Origin of the sequence: Thalassobius vesicularis, from assembly GCF_004799325.1 — a bacterium.
GTDB classification, from domain to species: domain Bacteria; phylum Pseudomonadota; class Alphaproteobacteria; order Rhodobacterales; family Rhodobacteraceae; genus Thalassobius; species Thalassobius vesicularis.
Window position 1 is genome coordinate 110,866 of sequence record NZ_SSMD01000006.1, and the last position, 21,196, is coordinate 132,061.

General features: G+C 65.1%; 24 protein-coding genes. 18 read left to right on the forward strand and 6 right to left on the reverse strand.

Annotated features, from left to right (window positions below; genetic code table 11):
• Window positions 1–60 precede the first annotated feature (60 nt).
• Complete coding sequence (locus E7681_RS13265; RefSeq protein WP_136339788.1) at window positions 61–513, forward strand: methylated-DNA--[protein]-cysteine S-methyltransferase; 453 nt, start codon at window positions 61–63, stop codon at window positions 511–513.
• A 56-nt stretch (window positions 514–569) separates the two neighbouring features.
• On the opposite strand, the gene E7681_RS13270 is transcribed toward E7681_RS13265, so the two are convergent.
• The 4 genes from E7681_RS13270 to fsa all read right to left on the reverse strand — a co-directional run bounded on the left by E7681_RS13270 (window position 570) and on the right by fsa (window position 3,658).
• Complete coding sequence (locus E7681_RS13270; RefSeq protein ID WP_136339789.1) at window positions 570–1,268, reverse strand: CDP-alcohol phosphatidyltransferase family protein; 699 nt, start codon at window positions 1,266–1,268, stop codon at window positions 570–572.
• 21 nt (window positions 1,269–1,289) lie between these two features.
• Window positions 1,290–2,213: a tyrosine recombinase XerC gene (locus E7681_RS13275; RefSeq protein ID WP_136339790.1), complete on the reverse strand. Its 924-nt coding sequence runs from the start codon at window positions 2,211–2,213 to the stop codon at window positions 1,290–1,292.
• On the reverse strand, window positions 2,210–2,917 hold the full coding sequence (locus tag E7681_RS13280) for a DUF484 family protein (RefSeq protein WP_136339791.1): 708 nt from the start codon (window positions 2,915–2,917) through the stop codon (window positions 2,210–2,212). Before E7681_RS13280 ends, E7681_RS13275 begins: the two co-directional genes overlap by 4 nt.
• 87 nt (window positions 2,918–3,004) lie before the next feature.
• Window positions 3,005–3,658 (reverse strand): fructose-6-phosphate aldolase, encoded by a 654-nt coding sequence (gene fsa / locus E7681_RS13285; protein WP_136339792.1) that lies wholly within the window; start codon window positions 3,656–3,658, stop codon window positions 3,005–3,007.
• Between the two features lie 88 nt (window positions 3,659–3,746).
• On the opposite strand from fsa, the gene E7681_RS13290 reads away from it, so the two are divergent.
• Both E7681_RS13290 and E7681_RS13295 read left to right on the forward strand, forming a co-directional pair.
• Window positions 3,747–5,942: a primosomal protein N' gene (locus tag E7681_RS13290; protein WP_246032482.1), complete on the forward strand. Its 2,196-nt coding sequence runs from the start codon at window positions 3,747–3,749 to the stop codon at window positions 5,940–5,942.
• A 31-nt stretch (window positions 5,943–5,973) separates the two neighbouring features.
• A complete protein-coding gene (locus tag E7681_RS13295) occupies window positions 5,974–7,089 on the forward strand; it encodes a flavin-containing monooxygenase (protein WP_168733208.1) in 1,116 nt (371 codons plus the stop codon).
• 5 nt (window positions 7,090–7,094) lie between these two features.
• On the opposite strand, the gene E7681_RS13300 is transcribed toward E7681_RS13295, so the two are convergent.
• Window positions 7,095–8,159 carry a YeeE/YedE family protein gene (locus E7681_RS13300; RefSeq protein WP_136339794.1) on the reverse strand — a complete coding sequence of 355 codons (1,065 nt, stop codon included), beginning with the start codon at window positions 8,157–8,159 and terminating at the stop codon, window positions 7,095–7,097.
• A gap of 173 nt (window positions 8,160–8,332) precedes the next feature.
• Here E7681_RS13300 and E7681_RS13305 point away from each other — a divergent pair, with 173 nt between their 5' ends.
• The 4 genes from E7681_RS13305 (at window position 8,333) to E7681_RS13320 (ending at window position 12,310) form a co-directional block, all read left to right on the forward strand.
• On the forward strand, window positions 8,333–9,565 hold the full coding sequence (locus E7681_RS13305) for an MFS transporter (RefSeq protein WP_136339795.1): 1,233 nt from the start codon (window positions 8,333–8,335) through the stop codon (window positions 9,563–9,565).
• Window position 9,566: 1 nt separating this feature from the next.
• A complete protein-coding gene (locus E7681_RS13310; protein WP_136339796.1) occupies window positions 9,567–10,931 on the forward strand; it encodes an MATE family efflux transporter in 1,365 nt (454 codons plus the stop codon).
• Window positions 10,932–10,988: 57 nt separating this feature from the next.
• On the forward strand, window positions 10,989–11,855 hold the full coding sequence (locus E7681_RS13315; protein ID WP_136339797.1) for a 50S ribosomal protein L11 methyltransferase: 867 nt from the start codon (window positions 10,989–10,991) through the stop codon (window positions 11,853–11,855).
• Window positions 11,856–11,965: 110 nt separating this feature from the next.
• Complete coding sequence (locus E7681_RS13320; RefSeq protein ID WP_136339798.1) at window positions 11,966–12,310, forward strand: hypothetical protein; 345 nt, start codon at window positions 11,966–11,968, stop codon at window positions 12,308–12,310.
• Window positions 12,311–12,405: 95 nt separating this feature from the next.
• Here the strand turns inward: E7681_RS13320 and E7681_RS13325 are convergent, their stop codons facing one another.
• Complete coding sequence (locus tag E7681_RS13325) at window positions 12,406–12,612, reverse strand: DUF1127 domain-containing protein (protein WP_136339799.1); 207 nt, start codon at window positions 12,610–12,612, stop codon at window positions 12,406–12,408.
• Between the two features lie 294 nt (window positions 12,613–12,906).
• Here E7681_RS13325 and ruvC point away from each other — a divergent pair, with 294 nt between their 5' ends.
• From ruvC to pal, 11 genes are all read left to right on the forward strand, one after another.
• A complete protein-coding gene (gene ruvC / locus E7681_RS13330; protein WP_136339800.1) occupies window positions 12,907–13,407 on the forward strand; it encodes a crossover junction endodeoxyribonuclease RuvC in 501 nt (166 codons plus the stop codon).
• Complete coding sequence (gene ruvA / locus E7681_RS13335) at window positions 13,404–14,087, forward strand: Holliday junction branch migration protein RuvA (RefSeq protein ID WP_136339801.1); 684 nt, start codon at window positions 13,404–13,406, stop codon at window positions 14,085–14,087. The genes ruvC and ruvA overlap by 4 nt, the downstream gene beginning before the upstream one ends.
• A 3-nt stretch (window positions 14,088–14,090) precedes the next feature.
• Entirely contained in the window at window positions 14,091–15,116 is a 1,026-nt protein-coding gene (gene ruvB / locus E7681_RS13340) for a Holliday junction branch migration DNA helicase RuvB (protein WP_136339802.1), read from the forward strand.
• An 81-nt stretch (window positions 15,117–15,197) separates the two neighbouring features.
• The gene (locus E7681_RS13345; protein ID WP_136339803.1) at window positions 15,198–15,818 is read left to right on the forward strand and encodes a type 2 periplasmic-binding domain-containing protein; all 621 of its coding nucleotides are present in this window, start codon (window positions 15,198–15,200) and stop codon (window positions 15,816–15,818) included.
• Window positions 15,818–16,360, forward strand: a complete 543-nt coding sequence (thpR, locus tag E7681_RS13350; RefSeq protein WP_136339804.1) for an RNA 2',3'-cyclic phosphodiesterase — start codon at window positions 15,818–15,820, stop codon at window positions 16,358–16,360. The genes E7681_RS13345 and thpR overlap by 1 nt, the downstream gene beginning before the upstream one ends.
• A 66-nt stretch (window positions 16,361–16,426) precedes the next feature.
• Window positions 16,427–16,810 carry a tol-pal system-associated acyl-CoA thioesterase gene (ybgC, locus tag E7681_RS13355; RefSeq protein WP_136339947.1) on the forward strand — a complete coding sequence of 128 codons (384 nt, stop codon included), beginning with the start codon at window positions 16,427–16,429 and terminating at the stop codon, window positions 16,808–16,810.
• A 117-nt stretch (window positions 16,811–16,927) separates the two neighbouring features.
• On the forward strand, window positions 16,928–17,623 hold the full coding sequence (gene tolQ / locus E7681_RS13360; protein WP_136339805.1) for a protein TolQ: 696 nt from the start codon (window positions 16,928–16,930) through the stop codon (window positions 17,621–17,623).
• Window positions 17,624–17,626: 3 nt separating this feature from the next.
• Window positions 17,627–18,118 (forward strand): protein TolR, encoded by a 492-nt coding sequence (gene tolR, locus E7681_RS13365; protein ID WP_136339806.1) that lies wholly within the window; start codon window positions 17,627–17,629, stop codon window positions 18,116–18,118.
• Window positions 18,119–18,125: 7 nt separating this feature from the next.
• On the forward strand, window positions 18,126–19,292 hold the full coding sequence (locus E7681_RS13370; RefSeq protein ID WP_136339807.1) for an energy transducer TonB: 1,167 nt from the start codon (window positions 18,126–18,128) through the stop codon (window positions 19,290–19,292).
• A complete protein-coding gene (gene tolB, locus E7681_RS13375) occupies window positions 19,292–20,611 on the forward strand; it encodes a Tol-Pal system beta propeller repeat protein TolB (protein WP_425471392.1) in 1,320 nt (439 codons plus the stop codon). The genes E7681_RS13370 and tolB overlap by 1 nt, the downstream gene beginning before the upstream one ends.
• A gap of 78 nt (window positions 20,612–20,689) precedes the next feature.
• Window positions 20,690–21,190, forward strand: a complete 501-nt coding sequence (pal, locus tag E7681_RS13380; RefSeq protein ID WP_136339809.1) for a peptidoglycan-associated lipoprotein Pal — start codon at window positions 20,690–20,692, stop codon at window positions 21,188–21,190.
• Window positions 21,191–21,196: the final 6 nt, after the last annotated feature.

Consider the following 21,196-nt stretch of genomic DNA (forward strand, 5'->3'; position numbering starts at 1 on the left):
CCTGACCCAAACGAAACGGCTCCGCTTGATCGCGGGGCCGTTTTGCGTTCCTGTGACGGCATGACATCCCTGACCGTCGACACCCCCACAGGCCCCGTTACGCTGACCGAACAGGACGGCGCGATTGTCCGTTGCGAATGGGGGACGGGCGGGGCGGATCACTCGGCGCTGTTGGACCGCGCGGCGGGGCAACTGGCCGAGTATTTCGCCGGCACCCGGCAGGCGTTCGATCTGCCGCTGCGGGTCAACGCCTCGGCATTCCAACAGCAAGTGTGTGACGCGATCAGCGCCATCCCCTTCGGCCTCACCCGCACCTATGGCGACCTCGCCCGCGATCTGGGCGTGACCGCGCAGGCGATCGGGCAGGGCTGCGGCGGCAACCCGTTGCCGATCCTGATCCCGTGTCACCGGGTGCTTGGCGCCTCGGGTCTGGGCGGATTTTCCGGCCTTGGCGGGGTCGAAACCAAGGTCTGGCTCTTGCGCCACGAGGGCGCGGCCGGGCTGCTGATCTGAGCGTCAGGCAATCCCTGTGGTTTGCGGGCCAAACCCCACAAAACCCCCGGAACGGATCAGTCCCTTAGCGGGATCAGCTGCTGCGCGATGCCCACGCCCAGCAGGTAGACCGAGGTCAGAACCAGCCCCCAATGCGCCCAGCTTTCGGGGTGGAAATCGACCCATGCGGCCCATCCGGCAAAGAAGGTCCAGGCCAGCGCCATCGGCAGCGACAGCGTGCGCCAGCGTTCCGTCCGAACCGGGTGGATGAACTTCAGCGGCAGGAACATCGCCACCGCCAGCACCGAGACCAGCCCCAGAATGATCCAGAAATTCGGGTGCAGCGCGAACAGGACCAGCACCAGCATGTTCCAGCAACCGGGAAAACCGTTAAAGGAATTATCCTTGGTTTTCATGCGGTTGTCCGCAAAATACATGGCGCTGGCAAAGGTGATGATGATGATCGCGAACCAGCCCGTCCAGCCCGGCAACAGGCCGGATTTGAACAGCGCAAAGGCCGGGATGAAGACATAGGTCAGGTAGTCGATGATCAGGTCCAGCAGCACCCCGTCAAAGCGCGCGGCGTAATGTTTGACGTGATAGCGGCGCGCCAGCGGGCCATCCAGCCCGTCCACGGCAAAGGCCACGACCAGCCACAGGAACATCAGGCTCCACTTTTCCTCGACCGCCGCCAGCATCGCCAGCATGGCGAAAACGGCCCCGGTCGCGGTCAACAGATGGACGCTTAGCGCCTTGGATTCATTTGTAAAATTCATGTGTTCCCCTGTGCGATGGGGTTATGATGCCTTGGGATGGGTTCTGTCGTATACGTCCAAAAGGCGCTCCAAGTCCACCGCCGTATACGCCTGAGTGGTCGAGAGCGACGCATGGCCCAGCAGTTCCTGAATCGCGCGCAAATCGCCGCCCGCGTTCAGCAGATGCGTGGCGAAACTGTGCCGCATCGCGTGTGGCGTGGCAGTCGCGGGAAGGCCCAGCTGCATGCGGGATTTCTCCATCACCTGTTGGATGATCCGCGGGCTGAGCTTGCCGCCCCGTGCCCCGCGAAACAGCGGCTGGTCGGGCGACAGATCCCACGGGCAAAGCTGCGCGTAGTGTTCCACCGACTGACGCGCGGCGGGGATCAGGGGGACGATCCGCTCCTTGCCGCCCTTGCCAAGGATGCGCAGGCTGTCGCGCAGGGGCAGGTCGCGGCCCATCAGTCCCAGCGCCTCGGATATCCGTAGACCGCAGCCGTAAAGCAGCGTCACCACGGCCATATCCCGCGCCGCGATCCAGTCGCTGGGCGACTGAAGCGAGACCGTGTCGATCATCGCGCGGGCGGCGTCCTCGTCCAGCGGGCGGGGCAGTTTGCGGTGGAATTTCGGCGAGCGGGTGGACAGAACGGCGGAGGGGTCAAAGCCCTCACGCTCGGCCAGCCAACGGAAAAAACTCTTTACGGACGAGAGTTTACGGGCAAGCGAGCGTGACGCGATCCCGGTGCTGCGGGTGTGGGCCATCCACGCGCGCATGTCCGAGACGGTGACACGCTCCAACGCCTTCAGGCCCTGTGGTTCGCCCTTGTGGGCGGTGATGAAGGACAGGAACTCGGCCACGTCGCGGCGATAGGCGTCCAGCGTGTTGTCCGAGGCGTCGCGCAGCGCGCTCAACCCCTCCAGCCAGGTTTGCAGGGCATCCCGCGCGGCTGGAGAGATCTGGATCATGCCAGCCAGCGGCGCATCGTGCGCTCGAACACGCCGGCGAAAAAGGCCAGAAGGTCGGTGGCCTGCTGCGGGCTGAACTGGTGCGGGTCTTCGGAGGCCAAGACCAACATGCCGGGCAGGCGGTTGGGGCCGAAATCCAGCTTCAGGCAGGCCTCGGAGCGGACGAAGCCGGCATCCTCTCCATAGACGCGCAGGTCGCCTTCGTGGACCTGGCGCAGGGTGACGGGGCGGACCGGGGCGTTGCGGCCAGCAGTGATGTAGTCGTCGACGAACCCGGCACGGGCGACGGTCAGCACACCGCCGAGGCGTTTCAGAACCGGGTCTTCGTCGGTCTGGGCGGTTTCCAGAACCAGCTTGATGCTGTCGACGCGCAGCACCTCGGCCACGGGGCCGCCAAGATCGCGCAGGAAGCTCTCGAAGTTCAGCGGCTCCATCATGCGCAGGATGGCGCGGTGGATCTGGTTGGTCCCGGCAAGGTTTTCGTAGGCCGCCGCGATGACGCTGCGGTGGGTGTCCTCCAGCCGGTCAAGGCGCGCCTCGAGCCGTTCCATCGCGATGCCGCGCAGGTCGATGATGTTGTTGCCCATCGCCCGTTCATTGGCCGCGACAAGGGCCCGCATCAGGTCTTTGTCGTCCAGAATCACATCCGGTTCGGAAATGATCTTCTGACGCAGGTTTGCGTCCAGAACGGGGGTGGTGCTCATGTCTGCCTCTTGGTCTTTTGCCGGGACCATAACAAATATGTCCCGGCATTGCCTTATGTTTTTTGCAAACCGGCGCGGGGGCGCCGATCAGAGGATCTTGATATTCGCGGCCTTGATGTCGTCCAGGAAGGTGGCCAGGCCCTTGTCGGTCAGCGGGTGGCTGGCCAGCGCCTTGATGACGTTCGGCGGGGCGGTCATCACGTCGGCGCCGATGCGGGCGCAGTCCAGAACGTGGTTCACAGAGCGGATCGAGGCCGCCAGGATCTGGGTTTCGAAACCGTAGTTGTCATAGACCACGCGGATGTCCTCGATCAGGTCCATGCCATCCAGCGCGATGTCGTCCAGGCGGCCGATGAACGGGCTGATGAAGGTGGCACCGGCCTTGGCGGCCAGCAGGGCCTGATTGGCGCTGAAGCACAGGGTGACGTTGACCATCGTGCCCTCGTCGGTCAGCACCTTGCAGGCCTTCAGGCCGTCCCAGGTCAGCGGCACCTTGACGGCGATGTTTTCCGCGATCTTGGCCAGCTTGCGGCCTTCGGCGATCATCTGGTCGGCCTCGACGGCGGTGACCTCGGCCGAGACGGGGCCGGCGACCAGATCACAGATTTCCTTGGTCACTTCCAGGATGTCGCGGCCGGATTTCTTGATCAGCGAGGGGTTGGTGGTCACGCCGTCGACCATGCCCAGCTCGTTCAGCTCGGCGATGGCGTCGATCTCGGCGGTATCAACGAAGAATTTCATTTCGGGTGCCTCAAGTAGGGTTGGACTTTGCTTGGTCAGGCTTTACCCCAATGGGGATGATCCCGAAACCCTTTTCACCGGGGGACATGTGACGCAGGCGGAATTCTATCACGAGGGCGAACTGGTGGGCGTGCTGACCACGCAGCCGCTGGATCGTGTTCTGGACTACAAGGCACCCGAAGGGGGCTGCCGGGCCGGTGCCTTTGTCGAGGTGCCGCTGGGCCCGCGCAAGGTGCTGGGCGTGGTCTGGGGGCCGGGCAAGGGGGATTACGACCGCAGCAAAATCCGCAGCGTGATCCGGGTGCTGGACGTGGCGCCTATGCGCGAAGAGATGCAGATTTTCCTGACCAAAGCCGGGGATTACACGCTGACGCCGATGTCCGCGATGCTGCGGCTGGCGACGCGGGCCCCGGGGCTGAGCGATCCTCCGTCCATGCAGAAAGTGTACCGGCTGGGCGGGGCCGAACCGGACCGGATGACCGACGCGCGCACGCGGGTGCTGGAGGTGCTGCGCGATTACGGCGGGCTGGCCTTCACGCTGAGCGAGCTGGCCGAGACGGCGGGGGTGACCACCAGCGTCGTTAAGGGGCTGGTCAAGCTGGGCGCGGTTTTGGAGGAAGACCGCCCGCGCGACACGCCGTTCCAGCGGCTGGACCCCGACTATGGCGGCAAGGAGCTGACCGAGGATCAGGCGGAGGCGGCTGGCGTTTTGCGGGCCTCGGTCCGCTCGGGCAGCTATGGAACGACCTTGCTGCGCGGGGTGACCGGCTCGGGCAAGACCGAGGTGTATCTGGAGGCCGTCGCCGAATGCCTGCGCGCGGGGCGGCAGGCGCTGGTGCTGCTGCCCGAGATCGCGCTGACCGCTGAATTCCTGACGCGGGTCGAGGCGCGGTTCGGGGCGAAACCGGCCGAGTGGCACTCGGGCGTGACGATGACCGAACGCCGCCGCATCTGGAAAATGGTCGGCGAGGGCGGGGCGCAGATGGTGATCGGCGCGCGCTCGGCCCTGTTCCTGCCGTTTCAGAACCTGGGCCTGATCGTTGTCGATGAAGAGCACGACACCTCGTACAAGCAAGAGGACGGGGTGCTGTATAATGCCCGCGATATGGCGGTGCTGCGGGCCAGTATCTGCGGGGCGCGCGTGGTGCTGGCCTCGGCCACGCCGTCCTTGGAAAGCTGGACCAATGCCGAGGCGGGTAAATACGACAAGCTGACCCTGACCAGCCGCTACGGCGAGGCGGTGCTGCCCGAGATGCGGGCGATTGATATGCGCGGTGAACAACTGCCCTCGGACCGCTGGATTTCCGGCGCGTTGCAGCGCGAGGTGAATGCGCGGGTCGAAAAAGGCGAGCAGGCGCTGCTGTTCATCAACCGCCGCGGCTATGCGCCGATCACGATCTGCCGGGCCTGCGGGCACCAGATCGGCTGTGACCATTGCGACGCGCGGATGGTGGAGCACCGGTTCCTGAAACGTCTGGTCTGCCACCAATGCGGCGAGACGAAACCCATGCCAGAGACCTGTCCCAGTTGCGGGGTCGAAGGGCGCCTGGCCCCGGTCGGCCCCGGTGTGGAACGTCTGGCCGAAGAGGCGACGGCGCTGTTCCCCGAGGCGCGGGTGGTGACGCTGAGCTCGGACATGTTCGGCTCGGCCCGGGCGCTGAAGGCGCAGATCAAGGCGATTGCCGATGGCGGTGCGGACATCATCATCGGCACGCAGCTGGTGGCCAAGGGGCACAACTTTCCGCTGCTGACGCTGGTGGGGGTGATTGACGCGGATCTGGGGCTGCAAGGGTCAGACCTGCGGGCGGCGGAACGGACGTTCCAGCTGATGCGGCAGGTGGCGGGGCGCGCGGGGCGGTCCGAGCGCAAGGGGCTGGCGCTGTTGCAGACCTATCAGCCCGAACACCCGGTGATCCGCGCCATTCTGGCAGGGGACGAGGAGGGCTTTTGGCAGGCCGAGGCGGATGAGCGTCGCCACGCCAGCGTGCCCCCGTTCGGGCGGATGGCGGGGATCGTGCTGTCGTCCACGGATGTGCAAGAGGTGTTCGATCTGGGCAACGACATGGCCCGGCGTGATGGGCCGCTGCGGCAGATCGGGGCGCAGGTGTTCGGCCCGGCCCCCGCGCCGATTGCCCGCATCCGGGGGCGGCACCGGGTGCGCCTTTTGGTGAAGGCCGACAAGGGCGCGCCGTTGCAGGCGGCGCTGGCGCGGTGGCTGGCGCAGTTCCGGCCCGGGCCCCAGACCCGGATCAGCGTCGATATAGACCCGCAGACGTTTTACTGATTGAATGGCCTCGAACTCGGGGAGGGGTGCAATGCAGGATGTGGTGGTGATCGGAGCGGGGCCGGCTGGGCTGGCCTTGGGCGCGTGTTTAAAGGCGCAAGGGCTGGAGCCACTGATCCTGGAGCGCGAGGCGACCATCGGCAGCGCGTGGCGGCGGCACTATGACCGGCTGCATCTGCACACGGACAAGCGGCGCTCGGGGTTGCCGATGCGGCCCTATCCGGCCTCGGCCCCGCGCTATATCCCGCGCCAGCAGGTGGTGGAGTACCCAGAGGACTATGCTCAGCATTTCGGCCTGTCCCCACGCCTGAACTGCGCGGTCGAGAAGGTCGAGCAGATCGCGGGCGGCTGGCGCGTGACGGCGGGCGGGCAGCAGATCGAAACGCGCGCGGTGATCCCCGCAACCGGCGTCAGCGAGGTGCCCCGATACGGCGACTGGCCCGGGCTGGACGGGTTTCCCGGCCCAGTATTGCACACGCGCGACTATCGGCGTCCGGCGGACCTGCCGGGACAGCGGGTGCTGGTGATCGGCTTTGGCAACTCGGGCGGCGAGCTGGCGATGGATCTGGCCGAAGACGGGCGACAGGTGGACATGGTGGTGCGCAGCCCCGTGAACCTGCTGCCGAAAGAGCTGTTCGGCCAGCCCATCGGCAACTTTGCCCTGTTGCAGAAGATCTTTCCCTATCGGGTGGTGGACGTGCTGACCGCGCCGATCCTGCGGGCCAAGATCGGGGATTACGCGCAATACGGGCTGCAGAAATCCCCCAAGGGGCCGAACGCTCAGGTGCGCGAGGACGGGCGCATTCCGCTGATTGATCTGGGCACGCTGGGCATGATCAAGGCGGGCAAGATTACCGTGCGGCCGGGGATCGAGCGATTGGACGGCAACTCGGTGACGTTCGTCGATGGCAGTACCGGGGCCTATGACGCGATCCTGATGGCGACGGGATACGGCGTCGATCTGCGGCCGATGTTCGGGGATATGCCGGGGCTGCTGGACGATAGCGGGCGGCCGCTGGAGTCAGCCCGGCAGATGGCGCCGGGGCTGTGGTTTTGCTCGTATCACACGGTGCCGAACGGCCAGTTGAAAGAGATCAGCCTGCAAGCGCCCCGGATCGCCGCCGAGGTCGCCGCGTTTCTGGGCTAGCCGCCTCAGGCCGCTTTCGAGCGCATCCCGCGCTGGTCCAGCAGGATGTCGGTGGTCATCGCGCCGACCCACATGCAGAACAGCGCCAGCCACGCGGTGCCGGCAAAGACCGACCCGCCGGTCACACCGGCCCCGATCGCGCAACCGCCGGCCAGCATGGCGCCAAAGCCCATCAGCACGGCCCCGGTCATCGAGCGGCGCATATTGGATTCGTCCGAAAAGCCCTGGAACTTGAACTCTCCGCGCAGGAAGGACGAGGTGAACGAGCCGACCACGACACCCGGCACCAGACCGACCGAGAATTGCAGGATCTCGTTGCGGTCCAGAAAGAACATCAGAGTGTGCGCCGACGGGCCCGAGAAGGTGACGCTTTCGACGGTCACCGGGTCAAAGGCGATCTGCGACAGTGCGAAGGTGCTGACCCAGCCCACAGCCACGGCAAAGCCGACGCCCGCGCCAAAGATCAGGCGGCTCACCGAGATCTTGTTCTTCCACGACAGCACCAGCGCCAGCACGGCAAAGATGATGCCGATGGCCAGCCCGCCCCATTCCGGCAGGCCGAAAAAGGCGATCAGGTCCAGGTTGCGCCCGCCTTCGGTCACCCACAGGGATGCCACCGAGTTGCGGAAATCCGACAGGATGCCGGACAGGCTCATTTGTGCGACGACGGCGAAAATCAGTCCGGACACGACCGAGCGCAGGTTGCCTGTCGCGGCCAGAACCAGCAGGCGGCCGGAACAGCCGCGCGCCAAGACCATGCCCACGCCAAAGATCAGCCCGCCGATGATGGCACCCGACCAGCTGCCGGGAATGGCCATCTGCCGCGCGTCGGCGGCGTTGAACAGGCCCAGCAGTTGGGCGCTTTGCACCCAGACCACGGCGGTCGAGAAGGTCAGGAACCAGACGGCGACCTTGTCGCCCATCTCGCCCCGTGCGAATTGCACGGTCGCGGCGCGCAGGCAGAACTGCGAGCGTTGCGCCGAGACGCCGAAAATGATGCCTGTCGCCAGACCCAAAAGGGCGGCGGTGTAGGATTCACCCACCCATTCCACAAGTGCCAGAAGATCCATCGCGCGCCTCCGTCCCCGAATTTGTCAAGTATATGCCATGTCGTGAATATGTGCACCTTGATTCAGATCAGGTGCCCGGTTGTGCGCAGGGGGCGGGTGGACTGTGCGTCCCGGCACCCGAGGGGGCTGGAATCCGTCTCGCCAAGTTCATGAAACGGGCGTAAGGGTTTCGCATGATACGCGTGACACCCCTGAGCGAGGCGCGCCACCTGCCGTTGTGGCGCCGGCCCGTTTCGCTGCTATTCCTCATGGCTGCGGCCATGCCCGTTGCCTTTGCCACATGGTCGGCGCTGCTGAACAACTTCGTCATCGAGGTGGCGAAGTTCGACGGCTCGGACATCGGCTGGCTGCATACGGTGCGCGAGATCCCCGGCTTTTTCGCCATTGGCGTCATCGCCCTGATCATGTTCATGCGAGAGCAGGTGCTGGGCGTCGTGTCCCTGTTGCTGCTGGGGGTGGCGACGGCTGTCACCGCGTGGTTCCCTTCGCTGGGCGGGATTTTGACGATCACGATGCTCAGTTCGATCGGGTTTCACTATTACGAGACGGTCAACCAGTCGCTGCAGCTGCAATGGCTGCCCAAGGACCGCGCGCCGCAGATTCTGGGCTGGCTACTGGCGGCTGGCTCGGCCGCGACGCTGGTGGCATATGGGCTGATCGTGCTCAGCTGGAACACGCTGGGGCTGACCTATAACGTGGTCTACATGGCCGCGGGCGGTGTGACGGCGCTGATCGCGATTGTCTGCCTGCTGGCCTATCCGCAGTTCGAGGCGCCGAACCCGCAGCTCAAGAAATTCGTGCTGCGCAAGCGGTACTGGCTGTATTACGCGCTGCAATTCATGGCGGGCGCGCGGCGGCAGATCTTTACCGTGTTCGCGGGCTTCATGATGGTCGAGAAATTCGGCTTTGATGTGCATGAGGTGACCAGCCTGTACCTGATCAACCTGGTGGCCAACATGATCCTGGCCCCGGTCTTCGGCAAGATCGTCGCCCGGTTCGGAGAGCGCCGCGCGCTGGCCTTTGAATATACCGGGCTGGTGACGGTGTTCCTGCTGTATGGCGGCATCTACTGGTTCGGCTGGGGCGTGCTGCTGGCCTCGATCCTGTACGTGGTGGACCACATGTTCTTTGCGCTGGCACTGGCGCTGAAGACCTATTTCCAGAAGATCGCCGATCCGGGTGATATTGCGCCGACCGCCGCCGTGGCCTTTACCATCAACCATATCGCGGCGGTGTTCCTGCCGGCGGGGCTGGGCTATCTGTGGCTGGTCTCGCCCTCGGCGGTGTTTTTCCTGGCGGCGGGTATGGCAAGCGTGTCGCTGACGCTGGCACTGCTGATCCCGCGTCACCCGGAGCCGGGCAACGAGACCGTGTTTTCGCGCTTCCTGCCGGCGGCGGCAGAATAAGATGAGCAGACAGGCGAAATTTCTCACCGGCTCGACCATGCGGCATGTCGTGGTGATGACGCTGACCGGATCGCTGGGGCTGAGCTTCATGTTCCTGGTGGATTTCCTGGCCCTGTACTGGGTCAGCCGCCTGGGCGACGAGGCGCTGATCGCCGCCATCGGGTTTGCCGGGACGTTGCAGTTCTTTGTCATCTCGATCTCGATCGGCATGATGATCGGCGCGGTGGCGCTGGTCAGCCGGACCTTGGGCATGGGGCGGCCGCGACGGGCGCGCCGGATCGCCACCTCGGCGCTGACCTATGGCGTGGGGGCGCAGGTCGTGATCGCGGTGGTCGTGTTCGTCTTCCGCTACCCGCTGCTGCGCCTGTCCGGCGCCGAGGGCGAGGTGCTGGAGGTGGCCGCCGATTTCCTGCAGATTTCCCTGCCGTCGCTGCCACTGATCGCGGCGGGAATGATGTCGGGCGCGGTGCTGCGCGCGCTGGGGGACGCGATGCGCTCGATGATGGTGACGATGTCCGCCGGGCTGATCGCCGTGGTGCTGGACCCGCTGCTGATCCTGTACATGGGCTGGGGGATCGAGGGCGCGGCGGCGGTCATCGTGATCTCGCGCGCAGTGATGGCGGTGATCGGGCTGTATTGGCTGACCCGCACACATGACATTCTGGCCAAGCCCGCGCTGGCTGACATGGGCCTGTACCTGAAACCCTTTGCGCTGATCGCGGTGCCTGCGATTGCCACGCAGATTTCGACTCCGTTCGGGAACTGGGTGCTGGTGCGCGCGATGGCTGACCACGGAGACAGCGCGGTGGCCGGCCTGGGCGTCGTCATGCGCCTGACCATCCTGTCCTTCGGCGGCATCTTTGCACTGAGCGGTGCCATCGGCGGCATCATCGGGCAGAACGCTGGGGCGGGGCAGCTGAACCGGGTCAAAAGCGCCTACCGCGACGCGCTGCTGTTTTGCGCGGCCTATACCGGGGTTACCTGGGTGCTGCTGGCGATCTTTGCCGACCGCGTGGCGGCGGGCTTTGGCCTAAGCGGCGAGGGGGCCGAGATCGTGCACATCTTCTCTCGCTTTGCGGCGGGGTCGTTCGTGTTCACGGGGGCGCTGTTCGTGTCGAACGCCGCCTTCAACAACCTGGGCCGTCCGCTGTGGGCAACCATCGCGAACTGGAGCCGCGACGGGCTGCTGATCGGGCCGCTGGCCTTTGCGCTGGGTCTGGCCTGGGGCGCGTCCGGCGTGGTGGTGGCGCAGGCGGTGGCCAATACCGTCGTCGGCATCGGCGCGGGCTGGATGGGCTGGCGCTATGTCAAGTCGGGTCGCGGACTGGAGCCGCGCGGTGGGCGTGGAAAACGTCCCGCCGCTTGACCCCGACGCACAAGGCGCTTAGGCGCTAGGGCAACAGTTTTTGCCCCGGAGGCCGACATGCCCACCTTTACCGCTCTGACCACCCTGAAGGGAAAAGAACCCGCCGAGGCGCTTGGCCTGGCGATGGAAGAGATGTGGCCCGAACCCGAAGGCATTGGCGTGTTCGAGATCGAAGATGGCTCGGGCCTGTGGGAGGTCGGCGGCTATTTCACCGAAGCCCCGGATGAAACCGAACTGGCCCTGCTGGCCGCCGCCTATGACGCGAAACCCTTCGTGGTGTCGGAACTGCCGGAAACCGATTGGGTCGCCAAGGTCAAACGCGAGCTGGTGCCGGTGCGCGCCGGGCGCTTCTTCGTCTACGGCAGCCATGATGCGGATCAGGTGCCCGACGACGTCGAACCCCTGCTGATCGAGGCGGCGATGGCGTTCGGCACCGGCCACCACGGCACCACGCAGGGCTGCCTGCGCGCGCTGGACCGTCTGGATAACGACGGTGTGGTCTGCAAGAACGTGATCGACGTGGGCTGCGGCACCGCCGTTCTGGCGATGGGTGCGGCGCGGATCTGGCCGAACCCGGTCATGGCCAGCGATATCGACGAGGTTGCCGTGGACGTGGCCGAGGCCAACGTGAGGGTCAACAACTTGGAGGGCCGGGTGATCTGTGTCGAAGCCGCGGGCTTTGAAAACGACGCGATCAAGGCCAAGGCGCCCTTCGATCTGGTCTTTGCCAACATCCTGAAGGCCCCGCTGATCGACTTGGCCCCGGATATGGCCCGGTATCTGACCGACGGCGGCTATGCGATTCTCTCGGGGATTCTGAACGAGCAAGCCGATGAGGTTGTCGACGTTTATGCACGAAATGCGATCAATCTTATCCATCGTGAGGAGATTGGTGAGTGGACCACGCTGACCCTGCGCAAATGAAGTCATTTCAAGGCTGAATTGCAGCGAGAATTGGGCGCTCGCCCCATTTTCGCCACAATTCGCAGGTACTTAGATCATGTCGCTGGTGGGGGCCACGACAGGAGGCTGCCATGGCCGATATGTTTAATCAGTTTGACGACCGCCTTCAGCGGATCGAGGCCAATCGTGCTCGTTTGAAGCGCGGCTACTCGTTGACCGTGGACCGGGATGGTCTGATCGTCGCTCGTCCCCGTGCCACCAAGCGCAGCTTCCATATCAAGGGCATCGTTCTTTTGGTCGTCGGCTTCTTGTGCTTCAAGGCACTGCTGATCGCCTACATGGGGATTGGCACCTACCAAGACCGTGTTGCCAATCTGGAAAACGGCGCAACGACCGAGCAGGTCGGAGCCTGGTTCATGCAGGCCGACCCCGTGTCCCTGCGTGTTGCGACCGAACTGCGCAAACTGATCCGATAATCTCTCTCATCCCTTCGGAAACGAAACAGCCGCTCTCGATTGCTCGGGGGCGGCTGTTCCGATTGGGCCGAGGGACGGCCGATCTTGGGGGCGGCTTAGCGGCGCACCACCCATTCAATATCACCACGCGAAAGGCCGATATCATCCAGCTCGCGGTCGGTCAGGCGCGACAGGGCCATACGGGTGGCGCGGGCATCTTGCCAGCGCATCAGCGAATTGATGGCCACAGTGAAGGCGGTGACGACACGGCCGGCTACACCACCGGCCTGATAGGGGGCGTGGGTATTATCATAGACAGCCATATCAGAGTTCCTAATTTACAGGGGTTTCGTTTGGGTATGAGCGGCACATAATCTGAGGAAAAAATTCGCACAACGGGGGCAAATTGCATAGTTCCTATGCGGTTTTCGCATGGGTGCTGCGATGCAGCATTTTGGCGGACGGAGCGGCGATCACCAACGTCACTCCGCCGAAACGTCTGCCGGGGTGCAGGCAGATCGACGGCAATGCGGAATGATCGCCCGGTTGCATTGGTCTTGGCGTTTGTTCTCGTTTCGTGCTAATGCAGTAAAAAAGCAACAACGCAGGGGGCAGAGATGCGGGTATTGGGCATAGATCCCGGGCTGCGCAACATGGGCTGGGGCGTGATTGAGGCCGAAGGCAGCCGCCTGAGCCACGTCGCCAACGGCATTTGCCACTCGGATGGCGATGACCTGGCCGAGCGTTTGCTGTCCCTGTACAACCAACTGACCGAGATCGTGGCGCGCTTTGCGCCGGACACGGCGGCGGTCGAGCAGACCTTTGTCAACAAGGATGCGGTGGGGACGCTGAAACTGGGCCAGGCGCGGGCGATTGCCCTTTTGGTGCCGGCGCAGGCGGGGGTTCCCATCGGGGAATACGCCCCCAACAAGGTGAAAAAGACCGTTGTCGGCGTGGGTCACGCGGCCAAGGTTCAGGTGGATCACATGGTGAAGATGCAATTGCCCGGCGTGGTCATCAACGGCCCCGACGCGGCGGACGCGCTGGCGATCGCGATTTGCCACGCACATTACTCGCGCGGGTCAGCGGCGGCGTTGCGCATCAAGGGGGCAGCATGATCGGCAAGCTGACCGGGCGGGTGGATTACCGCGGCGAGGATCACGTGCTGATTGACGTGCGCGGGGTGGGCTATATCGTCTATTGCTCGGACCGGGTGCTGGCCTCGCTGCCGCGCAACGGGGAATCGGTGTCGCTATACACCGACCTGTTGGTGCGCGAGGACCTGATGCAGCTGTTCGGCTTCCCGACCCTGCTGGAGAAGGAATGGCACCGCCTGCTGATGAGCGTGCAGGGGATCGGCGCGAAGGCGTCCTTGGCGATTCTGGGCACGCTGGGCCCCGAAGGCGTGGGGCGGGCGATCACGCTGGGCGATGTGAATGCGATCAAGGCGGCCAAGGGCATCGGCCCCAAGACCGCGCAGCGCGTGGTGATCGAGTTGAAGGACAAGGCCCCCGGCGTGATGGCGCTTGGCGGGACGCTGGCACAGGCAAGCGGGACGGTCGTGGCCGAGGTCGAGGACGTAATCGACGACACCCCCGCACCGAAAGCCAAGCCCGCGCCGAAACCGGTTCAGACCAGCGCGGCCGCGCAATCGGATGCGCTGTCGGCGCTGTCCAATCTGGGCTATGCCCCGTCCGAGGCGGCCTCTGCCATAGCGCAGGCCGCACAAGACGCGCCCGAGGCAGACACGGCGGCGCTGATCCGGGCGGCGCTGAAGCTGCTGGCTCCGAAAGGCTAAGGCATGGCACATCCCGATCCCACTTTGCGCCCCGATCCGCTGCCCGAGGATAACGACCGCGCCCTGCGTCCACAGGCGCTGGACGAATTCATCGGTCAGGCCGAGGCGCGCGCGAACCTGAAGGTGTTCATCCAATCCGCCCGCCAGCGTGGCGAGGCTATGGATCACACGTTGTTCCACGGCCCTCCGGGCCTGGGGAAAACCACGCTGGCACAGATCATGGCGCGGGAATTGGGGGTGAACTTCCGCATGACCTCTGGCCCCGTGCTGGCCAAGGCGGGCGATCTGGCGGCGATCCTGACCAACCTCGAAGCGCGCGACGTGCTGTTCATCGACGAAATCCACCGGCTTAACCCGGCGGTCGAAGAAGTTCTGTATCCGGCGCTGGAAGATTACGAGCTGGACCTGGTGATCGGAGAAGGCCCCGCCGCGCGGACGGTTCGGATCGAGTTGCAGCCGTTCACTCTGGTCGGTGCGACGACCCGTCTGGGCCTGCTGACGACGCCCCTGCGCGACCGGTTCGGCATCCCGACGCGGCTGCAATTCTACAACGTGGACGAACTGAACGAGATCGTCACCCGCAACGCCCGCCTGCTGGGCGCACCTGCTGACCCCGAAGGTGCGCGCGAGATTGCCAAACGATCCCGCGGGACGCCGCGGATTGCGGGGCGCTTGCTGCGGCGCGTGGTGGATTTCGCGGTGGTCGAGGGCAACGGGCGCGTTACGCAAGCGATTGCCGATCACGCACTGACCCGGCTGGGGGTGGATCACCTGGGGCTGGACGGGGCCGACCGGCGCTATCTGCGCTTGATCGCAGAAAACTACGGCGGTGGGCCGGTGGGGATTGAAACCATCAGCGCCGCCCTGTCCGAAAGCCGCGACGCGCTGGAGGAAGTGATCGAGCCGTTCCTGCTGCAACAGGGCCTGATCCAGCGCACCCCGCGCGGTCGGATGCTGGCGCAAAAGGGGTGGACCCATCTGGGGCTGGATGCGCCCAAGGCGCCGGGTCAGACGGATCTGTTTGGCTGAGCGCTGGCAGTCGCTGCCGGATTTGAGTATGCGGGGCGAGATGAAAGCGAGGGGGAAGGCCCCCCTCAGTCAGGAGTGCCTATGACCCCCGATCAGATCGAAGCCCTGTTCACCCGCGCCGATGGAACCTATGCCTTTGCCCGCTGGGGCCGGCCGATTTGCCCCATCGTGTTCGGGGTGCAGGATCAGACGCTGGAAGTGGTCAAGGGCGCGCTGGAGGCGGTGGTCGGCATGGCTGGGCACCACATGGCCGAGACAGACCCCGAGATGGGCGTCAACCTGATGTTCTTTTTCTTCCGCGATTGGGACGAACTGCTGGACGTACCTGATCTGGGCGCTCTGATCCCCGACCTGTGGGCGCTGGTCGGGCGCCTGAAAGAGGCAGGGGCGACGCAGTATCGCGGCTTCCGTTTCGACAAGGCGGGGGCGATCAAGGCGGCCTTCGTGTTCCTGCGGATGGACGGCGCGCTGGCGAAGATGCCAGCGGACGAGCTGGCCCTGTCGCAGGTCGCGCAGGTGATGCTGCTGTGGGGGGATCGGGCCTTTGCCGAGACCTCTCCGTTGGCGGTGGCGGGCGAAACCACGGTTCTGCGCCCCGAGATCGCGGCACTGATCCGCGCGGGCTATGACCGGCTGATGCCTGCGGCGACCAACGATTCCAGCCATGCCTTGCGGCTGTTCGCGCGGGTGCAGGGGGGCTGATGCGGCTTTTCGTAGCGCTGGACCTGCCCGACGGGCTACGGGAGGCGCTGTTCGAGGTGCAGGACGATCTGGGGTTCGCCCGCGAGGTGCCCGAGGAAAACCTGCACCTGACGTTGGCCTTTCTGGACGACCAGCCGCCGCAAGTTGCACAGGCGCTGCACGAGGGGCTGAGCGAGATCCGCGCGCCCCGGATGGACTTGGCAGTCCGTGGGGCCGAGGTGTTCGGCGGTGCGCGCCCGACACTGCTGGCGGCGCTGGTGGAACGAACGCCCGAACTGGCCGCGCTGCATGACAAGGTGGGGCAGGTGGCCCGGATGGCGGGCGTTGATCTGCCACGCAAGCGGTTCAAGCCGCATGTCACGCTGCTGCGGTTCCCCCGACGCCTGCCCGATGGCGCGCAGCACCGGATCGGCGCTTGGCTGGCCGATAATGGCACCCTGTCCGCGCAAGGGCAGGCCGAGACGTTCAGCCTGATCCGCTCGACCCTGCACGAGGACGGCCCGCGCTACGAGGCGCTGGCCACCTATCCGCTGTTGCCCTGACGGGTTGCACGCCCCCGTCCGCCCGCCTAGGGTGCCGCCACAAGCGCAGGGAGAGCGGCGATGAACATGCACAAGATGAACATCCGGGTCTATTACGAGGACACGGATATGGCCGGGATCGTCTATTACGCCAACTACCTGCGGTACATCGAACGCGCCCGCAGCGAATGGGTGCGCGAGCTGGGAATCGACCAGCGCGAGATGAAGGAAAACGGCCTGGTCTTCGTCGTGCGCCGGGTCGAAGCGGACTACCTTGCCCCCGCCCGTCTGGACGATCTGCTGACCGTGGAAACCGAGACGACGCAGCTGACCGGCGTGCGCTGGATTCTGGAACAGCGCGTCAAACGCGGGGATACAGACCTGTTCCACGCGGTCGTGACGGTGGTGATGATGACAGATACCGGCCATCCGGCCCGAATGCCGGCAAATATCCGCCAGCTTATTCACTAATTCGTGGCCAACCCCTGCCGATGACGCAGATGTGTTGGCTTTCCCCCTGAGCTTCGGCTAGAATCGCCTGTAATCAAAGGTCCACGACAGAACCGGGCCAAAACAAAGAGCAGGCTAATGGAAACAGAGACCCTCGCACTGGCGCAGGAGATTGATTTCTCCATGTTTGCGCTTTTCGCGCGTGCGACCCTGACCGTGAAACTGGTGATGATCATGCTGATCGTCGCCTCGTTCTGGTCCTGGTCCATCATCATTCAGAAAACCATCAACTACCGCGCGGCCCGGCGCGAGGCGGATCGGTTCGACCGCGCCTTCTGGTCGGGTGAGCCGCTGGACGAGCTGTTCGACCAGATCGGGCCAGAACCGGCAGGCAGTTCGCAGCGGATTTTCGCGGCGGGGATGATCGAATGGCGACGCTCGCACCGCAATGATGGCGGGATGATCGCTGGGGCTCATGCACGGATCGACCGCTCGATGGATGTGGCAATCGCGAAAGAGGCCGACGCGCTGTCGCGGGGACTGCCGGTGCTGGCGACCGTGGGTTCGACCGCGCCCTTCGTGGGCCTGTTCGGGACGGTCTGGGGCATCATGCACGCCTTCATCAACATCGCCGAGCAGCAGAACACCAACCTGGCCGTCGTCGCCCCCGGTATCGCCGAGGCGCTGCTGGCCACGGGTCTGGGCCTGCTGGCGGCCATTCCGGCGGTGGTTTTCTACAACAAGCTGAGCGCGGATAGCGACCGGATCATCGCGGGCTACGAGGCCTTCGCGGACGAGTTCGCCACCATCCTCAGCCGCCAGCTGGACAGCTGAGCCATGGGCGCGGGTGTCATGCAAAAGGGCGGGGGCGGCGGACGCCGCCGTCGCCATCGTCGCGGAGGGGCGCGCCCCATGTCCGAGATCAACATCACGCCCTTCGTGGACGTGATGCTGGTGCTTCTGATCATCTTCATGGTAGCCGCACCGCTGATGACGGTCGGCGTGCCGGTTGAACTGCCGAAAACCGCCGCCAACGCGCTGCCCACCGAACAGGAAGAACCCCTGAGCGTCACCATCACCGCCGAGGGCGTCGTGATGATCCAGAAGACCGAGGTGCCGCTGGACGATCTGGTCAACCGCCTGCGTGCCATCGCCGCCGAGCGTGAAGGCGACCGCGTCTTCCTGCGGGCCGATGGGGCTGTGCCTTATGAACAGGTCGTGCAGGTGATGGGCGCGCTGAACCGGGGCGGGTTCTCGAATATCGGGCTGGTCACGGATACGGGCGGCCCGAAACTGGACGGTGCTGAACCTACGGGGCAGGGAAACTGAGCCGCAGATGAATACGGGGCAGTATATCTCGGGGATCGGCCATGTGGGGCTGATCGCGTGGCTGTTGCTGGGCAATGTGTTTGACCCGGCGCCGGAACCTTTCGAGGTGACCGAGGTGGCCGTGATTTCCCCAGAGGAATACGAGCGTATCGTCGGCGCGCAGCAGCCTCCGTCGCCCGTCACCGAGGCGCCGCAACCGCCGCAGCCCGAGGCCGAGCCAGAGCCGCAGCCCGAGCAGCCCAGACCGCCGACTCCGCCTGAACGCCCGCAGCCCGAACCCGCGCCGGAAACCCCGCCGCAGGATGACAGCCCGGACGTGTCCAAGGTACAACCGCCCGAACCCGCCGAGGTGACGGACGAGCCGCCGCAGATCGCGCCGCCTCCGCAGGAAGAGGTCGTGGATGCGCCGAAGGAAGCCGATCGCCCGCAGCCGCGCCCGTCGCAGCGCGTGGCCCCCGAACCTGTCGCGCCGCCTCCGCCCGAGACCAAGCCGGACGATGTGGTGCGCGAAGAGGTCCGCAAGGATGCTGCCGGTGACGTGAAGAAAGACGAATCCGAAGCGACCGCCCCCGAGGAGGCCGCCAAGGAAATCGTGACCGAAGCGCAAGAGCCGCCGGCGCGCGCGCCGGTGACCTCGCTTCGGCCCAAGACACGCCCGCCGGTCCCCGAAAAGGTGGCCGAGAAGCCCGCCGAGAAACCGGCGGCCAAGCCCGAAACGAAACCGGCCGCCAAGCCGGAGGAGAAACCCGCAGCCCCCTCGGACGACATGCGCAGCGCCATCGAAAAGGCCGTTGCGGATGCGGCTGCCGGGGCGTCCTCGCCTGCCGATACGGCGGATGCGCCCGCAGGCCCGCCGCTGACCGCTGGCGAGAAGGACTCGTTGCGTGTGGCGGTTCAGAAATGCTGGAACACCGGCTCTCTGTCCTCGGACGCATTGCGCACCACCGTCGTGGTCGAGGTGCGGCTGAGCGAGGACGGCAAACCCGATGCAGGCTCGATCCGCATGACGTCCAGCTCGGGCGGCAGCGCGGATTCGGCGCGCCAGGCGTTCGAAGCTGCCCGCCGCGCGATCATTCGCTGCGGCGCAAGTGGCTTTAAGCTGCCGAAAGACAAGTACGCGCAGTGGCGCGATATTGAAATGACATTCAATCCGGAGAAAATGAGGATCAAATGATGAAACAAGTCCTGACCCTCCTGTCCGCAATCCTGTTCCTGGTCAGTCCCGGATTGATCCAAGCCGCCCCGCTGCGGATCGAGATCACCGAAGGCGTGATCGAGCCGCTGCCCTACGCGGTGCCCGATTTCGTCCCCGAGAACGCAGCGGCCGCGCAGGTTGCGCGCGACATAGCCCGCGTGGTGGCCGAGGATCTGACCGGCACGGGGCTGTTCCGTGAAATCCCCGCCAGCGCCCATATCAGCAAGGTGACCAGCTTCAGCTCTCCGGTGCAGTTCGCGGACTGGAAGGCCATCAATGCGCAGGCCCTGATCACCGGGGCCGTCAGCCTGCAATCGGGGGGGCGTCTGGTGGTGAAATTCCGCGTCTATGACGTGTTCGCCGGTCAAGAGCTGGGCAATGGTCTGCAATTCGCAGGCACGCAGGATGGTTGGCGTCGGATGGCGCATAAGGTGGCCGACGCCGTCTACAGCCGTATCACCGGCGAGGGCGGGTATTTCGACAGCCGCGTGGTGTATGTGGCCGAGGCCGGAGCCAAGGATGACCGCAAAAAGCGGATCGCCATCATGGATTACGACGGGGCCAATGTGCAGTACCTGACCGACAGCACCTCGATCGTGCTGGCACCGCGCTTTTCGCCGACCGGAGATCGCATCCTGTACACCAGCTATGAAACCGGCTTCCCCCGCATCTACGTGCTGGACGTGGCCAGCGTTGGCCGCCGCATGTTGCAGGACCAGCCCGGCACGATGAGCTTTGCGCCGCGGTTCTCTCCGGATGGGCGGACGGTGGTCTATTCGCTGACGCAGGACGGCAATACCGACCTGTACACGATGGACGTGGCCTCGGGTCGGTCGCAGCGGCTGACCAGCGCGCCGTCGATCGAGACCGCGCCCTCCTACAGCCCGGATGGCAGCCGGATCGTGTTCGAAAGCGACCGCAGCGGCACCCAGCAGCTGTATATCATGAGCGCCAGCGGCGGCGAGCCGACCCGCATCAGCTTTGGTCAGGGTCGCTATGGCACGCCTGTCTGGTCGCCGCGCGGCGATCTGGTGGCGTTCACCAAACAACACAAGGGCCGGTTCCACATCGGCGTGATGCGCACTGATGGCTCGGAAGAGCGCCTGCTGACCGCGTCCTTCCTGGACGAAGGCCCCAGCTGGGCCCCCAACGGCCGTGTCATCATGTTCACCCGCGAAACACAGGGCGCAGCTGGCACGGCCAGCCTGTACACGGTGGACATCACCGGGCGGAACCTGAAACGTGTGAAAACGATGGGCGGCGCGTCGGACCCGGCCTGGTCACCTTTGCAAGACTGAGATTGCGCATCCGTTTCCACGACGGGAACAATGTGCTAAAACAACAAAAAACAACCAAACATCGAGTAGGACAAAACCATGAAAATCCTGACGCGGGCCATTCTGCTGACCTCGGCGCTTGCCTTGGCGGCGTGCTCCAGCCCCGACCGCTTTCGCGGCGACGAAGTGAACCTGGGCGGTGCCGGCGGGTCCGGATCGGCCAGCGATCCGACCTCGCCGCTGTATTTCCAGGAAACCGTTGGCGACCGCGTGCTGTTCGCCGTGGACCAGTCGAACCTGAGCTACGAGGCGCAATCGACGCTGGACGGTCAGGCACAGTGGCTGATGGCCAACGCCGACTACAACGCCATCATCGAAGGCCATGCCGACGAACAAGGCACCCGTGAATACAACCTGGCCCTGGGCGCACGCCGCGCCAACGCGGTGCAGGAATACCTGGTACAGCAGGGCGTCGCCGCGTCGCGCCTGAAGGTCGTCAGCTACGGCAAGGAACGCCCGATCGAGATCTGCTCGCAAGAGGCGTGCTATGCCAAGAACCGTCGCGCCGTGACGGTGATTTCGGCCGACTACAACAGCTGAGGACGT

Excerpts from the sequence above, each read along its gene's own strand:
- E7681_RS13320 (WP_136339798.1), top strand. The coding sequence starts at position 11,966 with ATGGCCGATATGTTTAATCAGTTTGACGACCGCCTTCAGCGGATCGAG.
- E7681_RS13295 (WP_168733208.1), top strand. The coding sequence starts at position 5,974 with ATGCAGGATGTGGTGGTGATCGGAGCGGGGCCGGCTGGGCTGGCCTTG.
- E7681_RS13265 (WP_136339788.1), top strand. The coding sequence starts at position 61 with ATGACATCCCTGACCGTCGACACCCCCACAGGCCCCGTTACGCTGACC.
- E7681_RS13300 (WP_136339794.1), bottom strand. The coding sequence starts at position 8,159 with ATGGATCTTCTGGCACTTGTGGAATGGGTGGGTGAATCCTACACCGCC.
- ruvB (WP_136339802.1), top strand. The coding sequence starts at position 14,091 with ATGGCACATCCCGATCCCACTTTGCGCCCCGATCCGCTGCCCGAGGAT.
- ruvA (WP_136339801.1), top strand. The coding sequence starts at position 13,404 with ATGATCGGCAAGCTGACCGGGCGGGTGGATTACCGCGGCGAGGATCAC.
- E7681_RS13275 (WP_136339790.1), bottom strand. The coding sequence starts at position 2,213 with ATGATCCAGATCTCTCCAGCCGCGCGGGATGCCCTGCAAACCTGGCTG.
- thpR (WP_136339804.1), top strand. The coding sequence starts at position 15,818 with ATGCGGCTTTTCGTAGCGCTGGACCTGCCCGACGGGCTACGGGAGGCG.
- ybgC (WP_136339947.1), top strand. The coding sequence starts at position 16,427 with ATGCACAAGATGAACATCCGGGTCTATTACGAGGACACGGATATGGCC.
- E7681_RS13270 (WP_136339789.1), bottom strand. The coding sequence starts at position 1,268 with ATGAATTTTACAAATGAATCCAAGGCGCTAAGCGTCCATCTGTTGACC.
- E7681_RS13325 (WP_136339799.1), bottom strand. The coding sequence starts at position 12,612 with ATGGCTGTCTATGATAATACCCACGCCCCCTATCAGGCCGGTGGTGTA.
- fsa (WP_136339792.1), bottom strand. The coding sequence starts at position 3,658 with ATGAAATTCTTCGTTGATACCGCCGAGATCGACGCCATCGCCGAGCTG.
- ruvC (WP_136339800.1), top strand. The coding sequence starts at position 12,907 with ATGCGGGTATTGGGCATAGATCCCGGGCTGCGCAACATGGGCTGGGGC.
- tolR (WP_136339806.1), top strand. The coding sequence starts at position 17,627 with ATGGGCGCGGGTGTCATGCAAAAGGGCGGGGGCGGCGGACGCCGCCGT.
- tolB (WP_425471392.1), top strand. The coding sequence starts at position 19,292 with ATGAAACAAGTCCTGACCCTCCTGTCCGCAATCCTGTTCCTGGTCAGT.
- E7681_RS13305 (WP_136339795.1), top strand. The coding sequence starts at position 8,333 with ATGATACGCGTGACACCCCTGAGCGAGGCGCGCCACCTGCCGTTGTGG.
- E7681_RS13310 (WP_136339796.1), top strand. The coding sequence starts at position 9,567 with ATGAGCAGACAGGCGAAATTTCTCACCGGCTCGACCATGCGGCATGTC.
- pal (WP_136339809.1), top strand. The coding sequence starts at position 20,690 with ATGAAAATCCTGACGCGGGCCATTCTGCTGACCTCGGCGCTTGCCTTG.
- E7681_RS13345 (WP_136339803.1), top strand. The coding sequence starts at position 15,198 with ATGACCCCCGATCAGATCGAAGCCCTGTTCACCCGCGCCGATGGAACC.
- E7681_RS13370 (WP_136339807.1), top strand. The coding sequence starts at position 18,126 with ATGAATACGGGGCAGTATATCTCGGGGATCGGCCATGTGGGGCTGATC.
- tolQ (WP_136339805.1), top strand. The coding sequence starts at position 16,928 with ATGGAAACAGAGACCCTCGCACTGGCGCAGGAGATTGATTTCTCCATG.
- E7681_RS13315 (WP_136339797.1), top strand. The coding sequence starts at position 10,989 with ATGCCCACCTTTACCGCTCTGACCACCCTGAAGGGAAAAGAACCCGCC.
- E7681_RS13280 (WP_136339791.1), bottom strand. The coding sequence starts at position 2,917 with ATGAGCACCACCCCCGTTCTGGACGCAAACCTGCGTCAGAAGATCATT.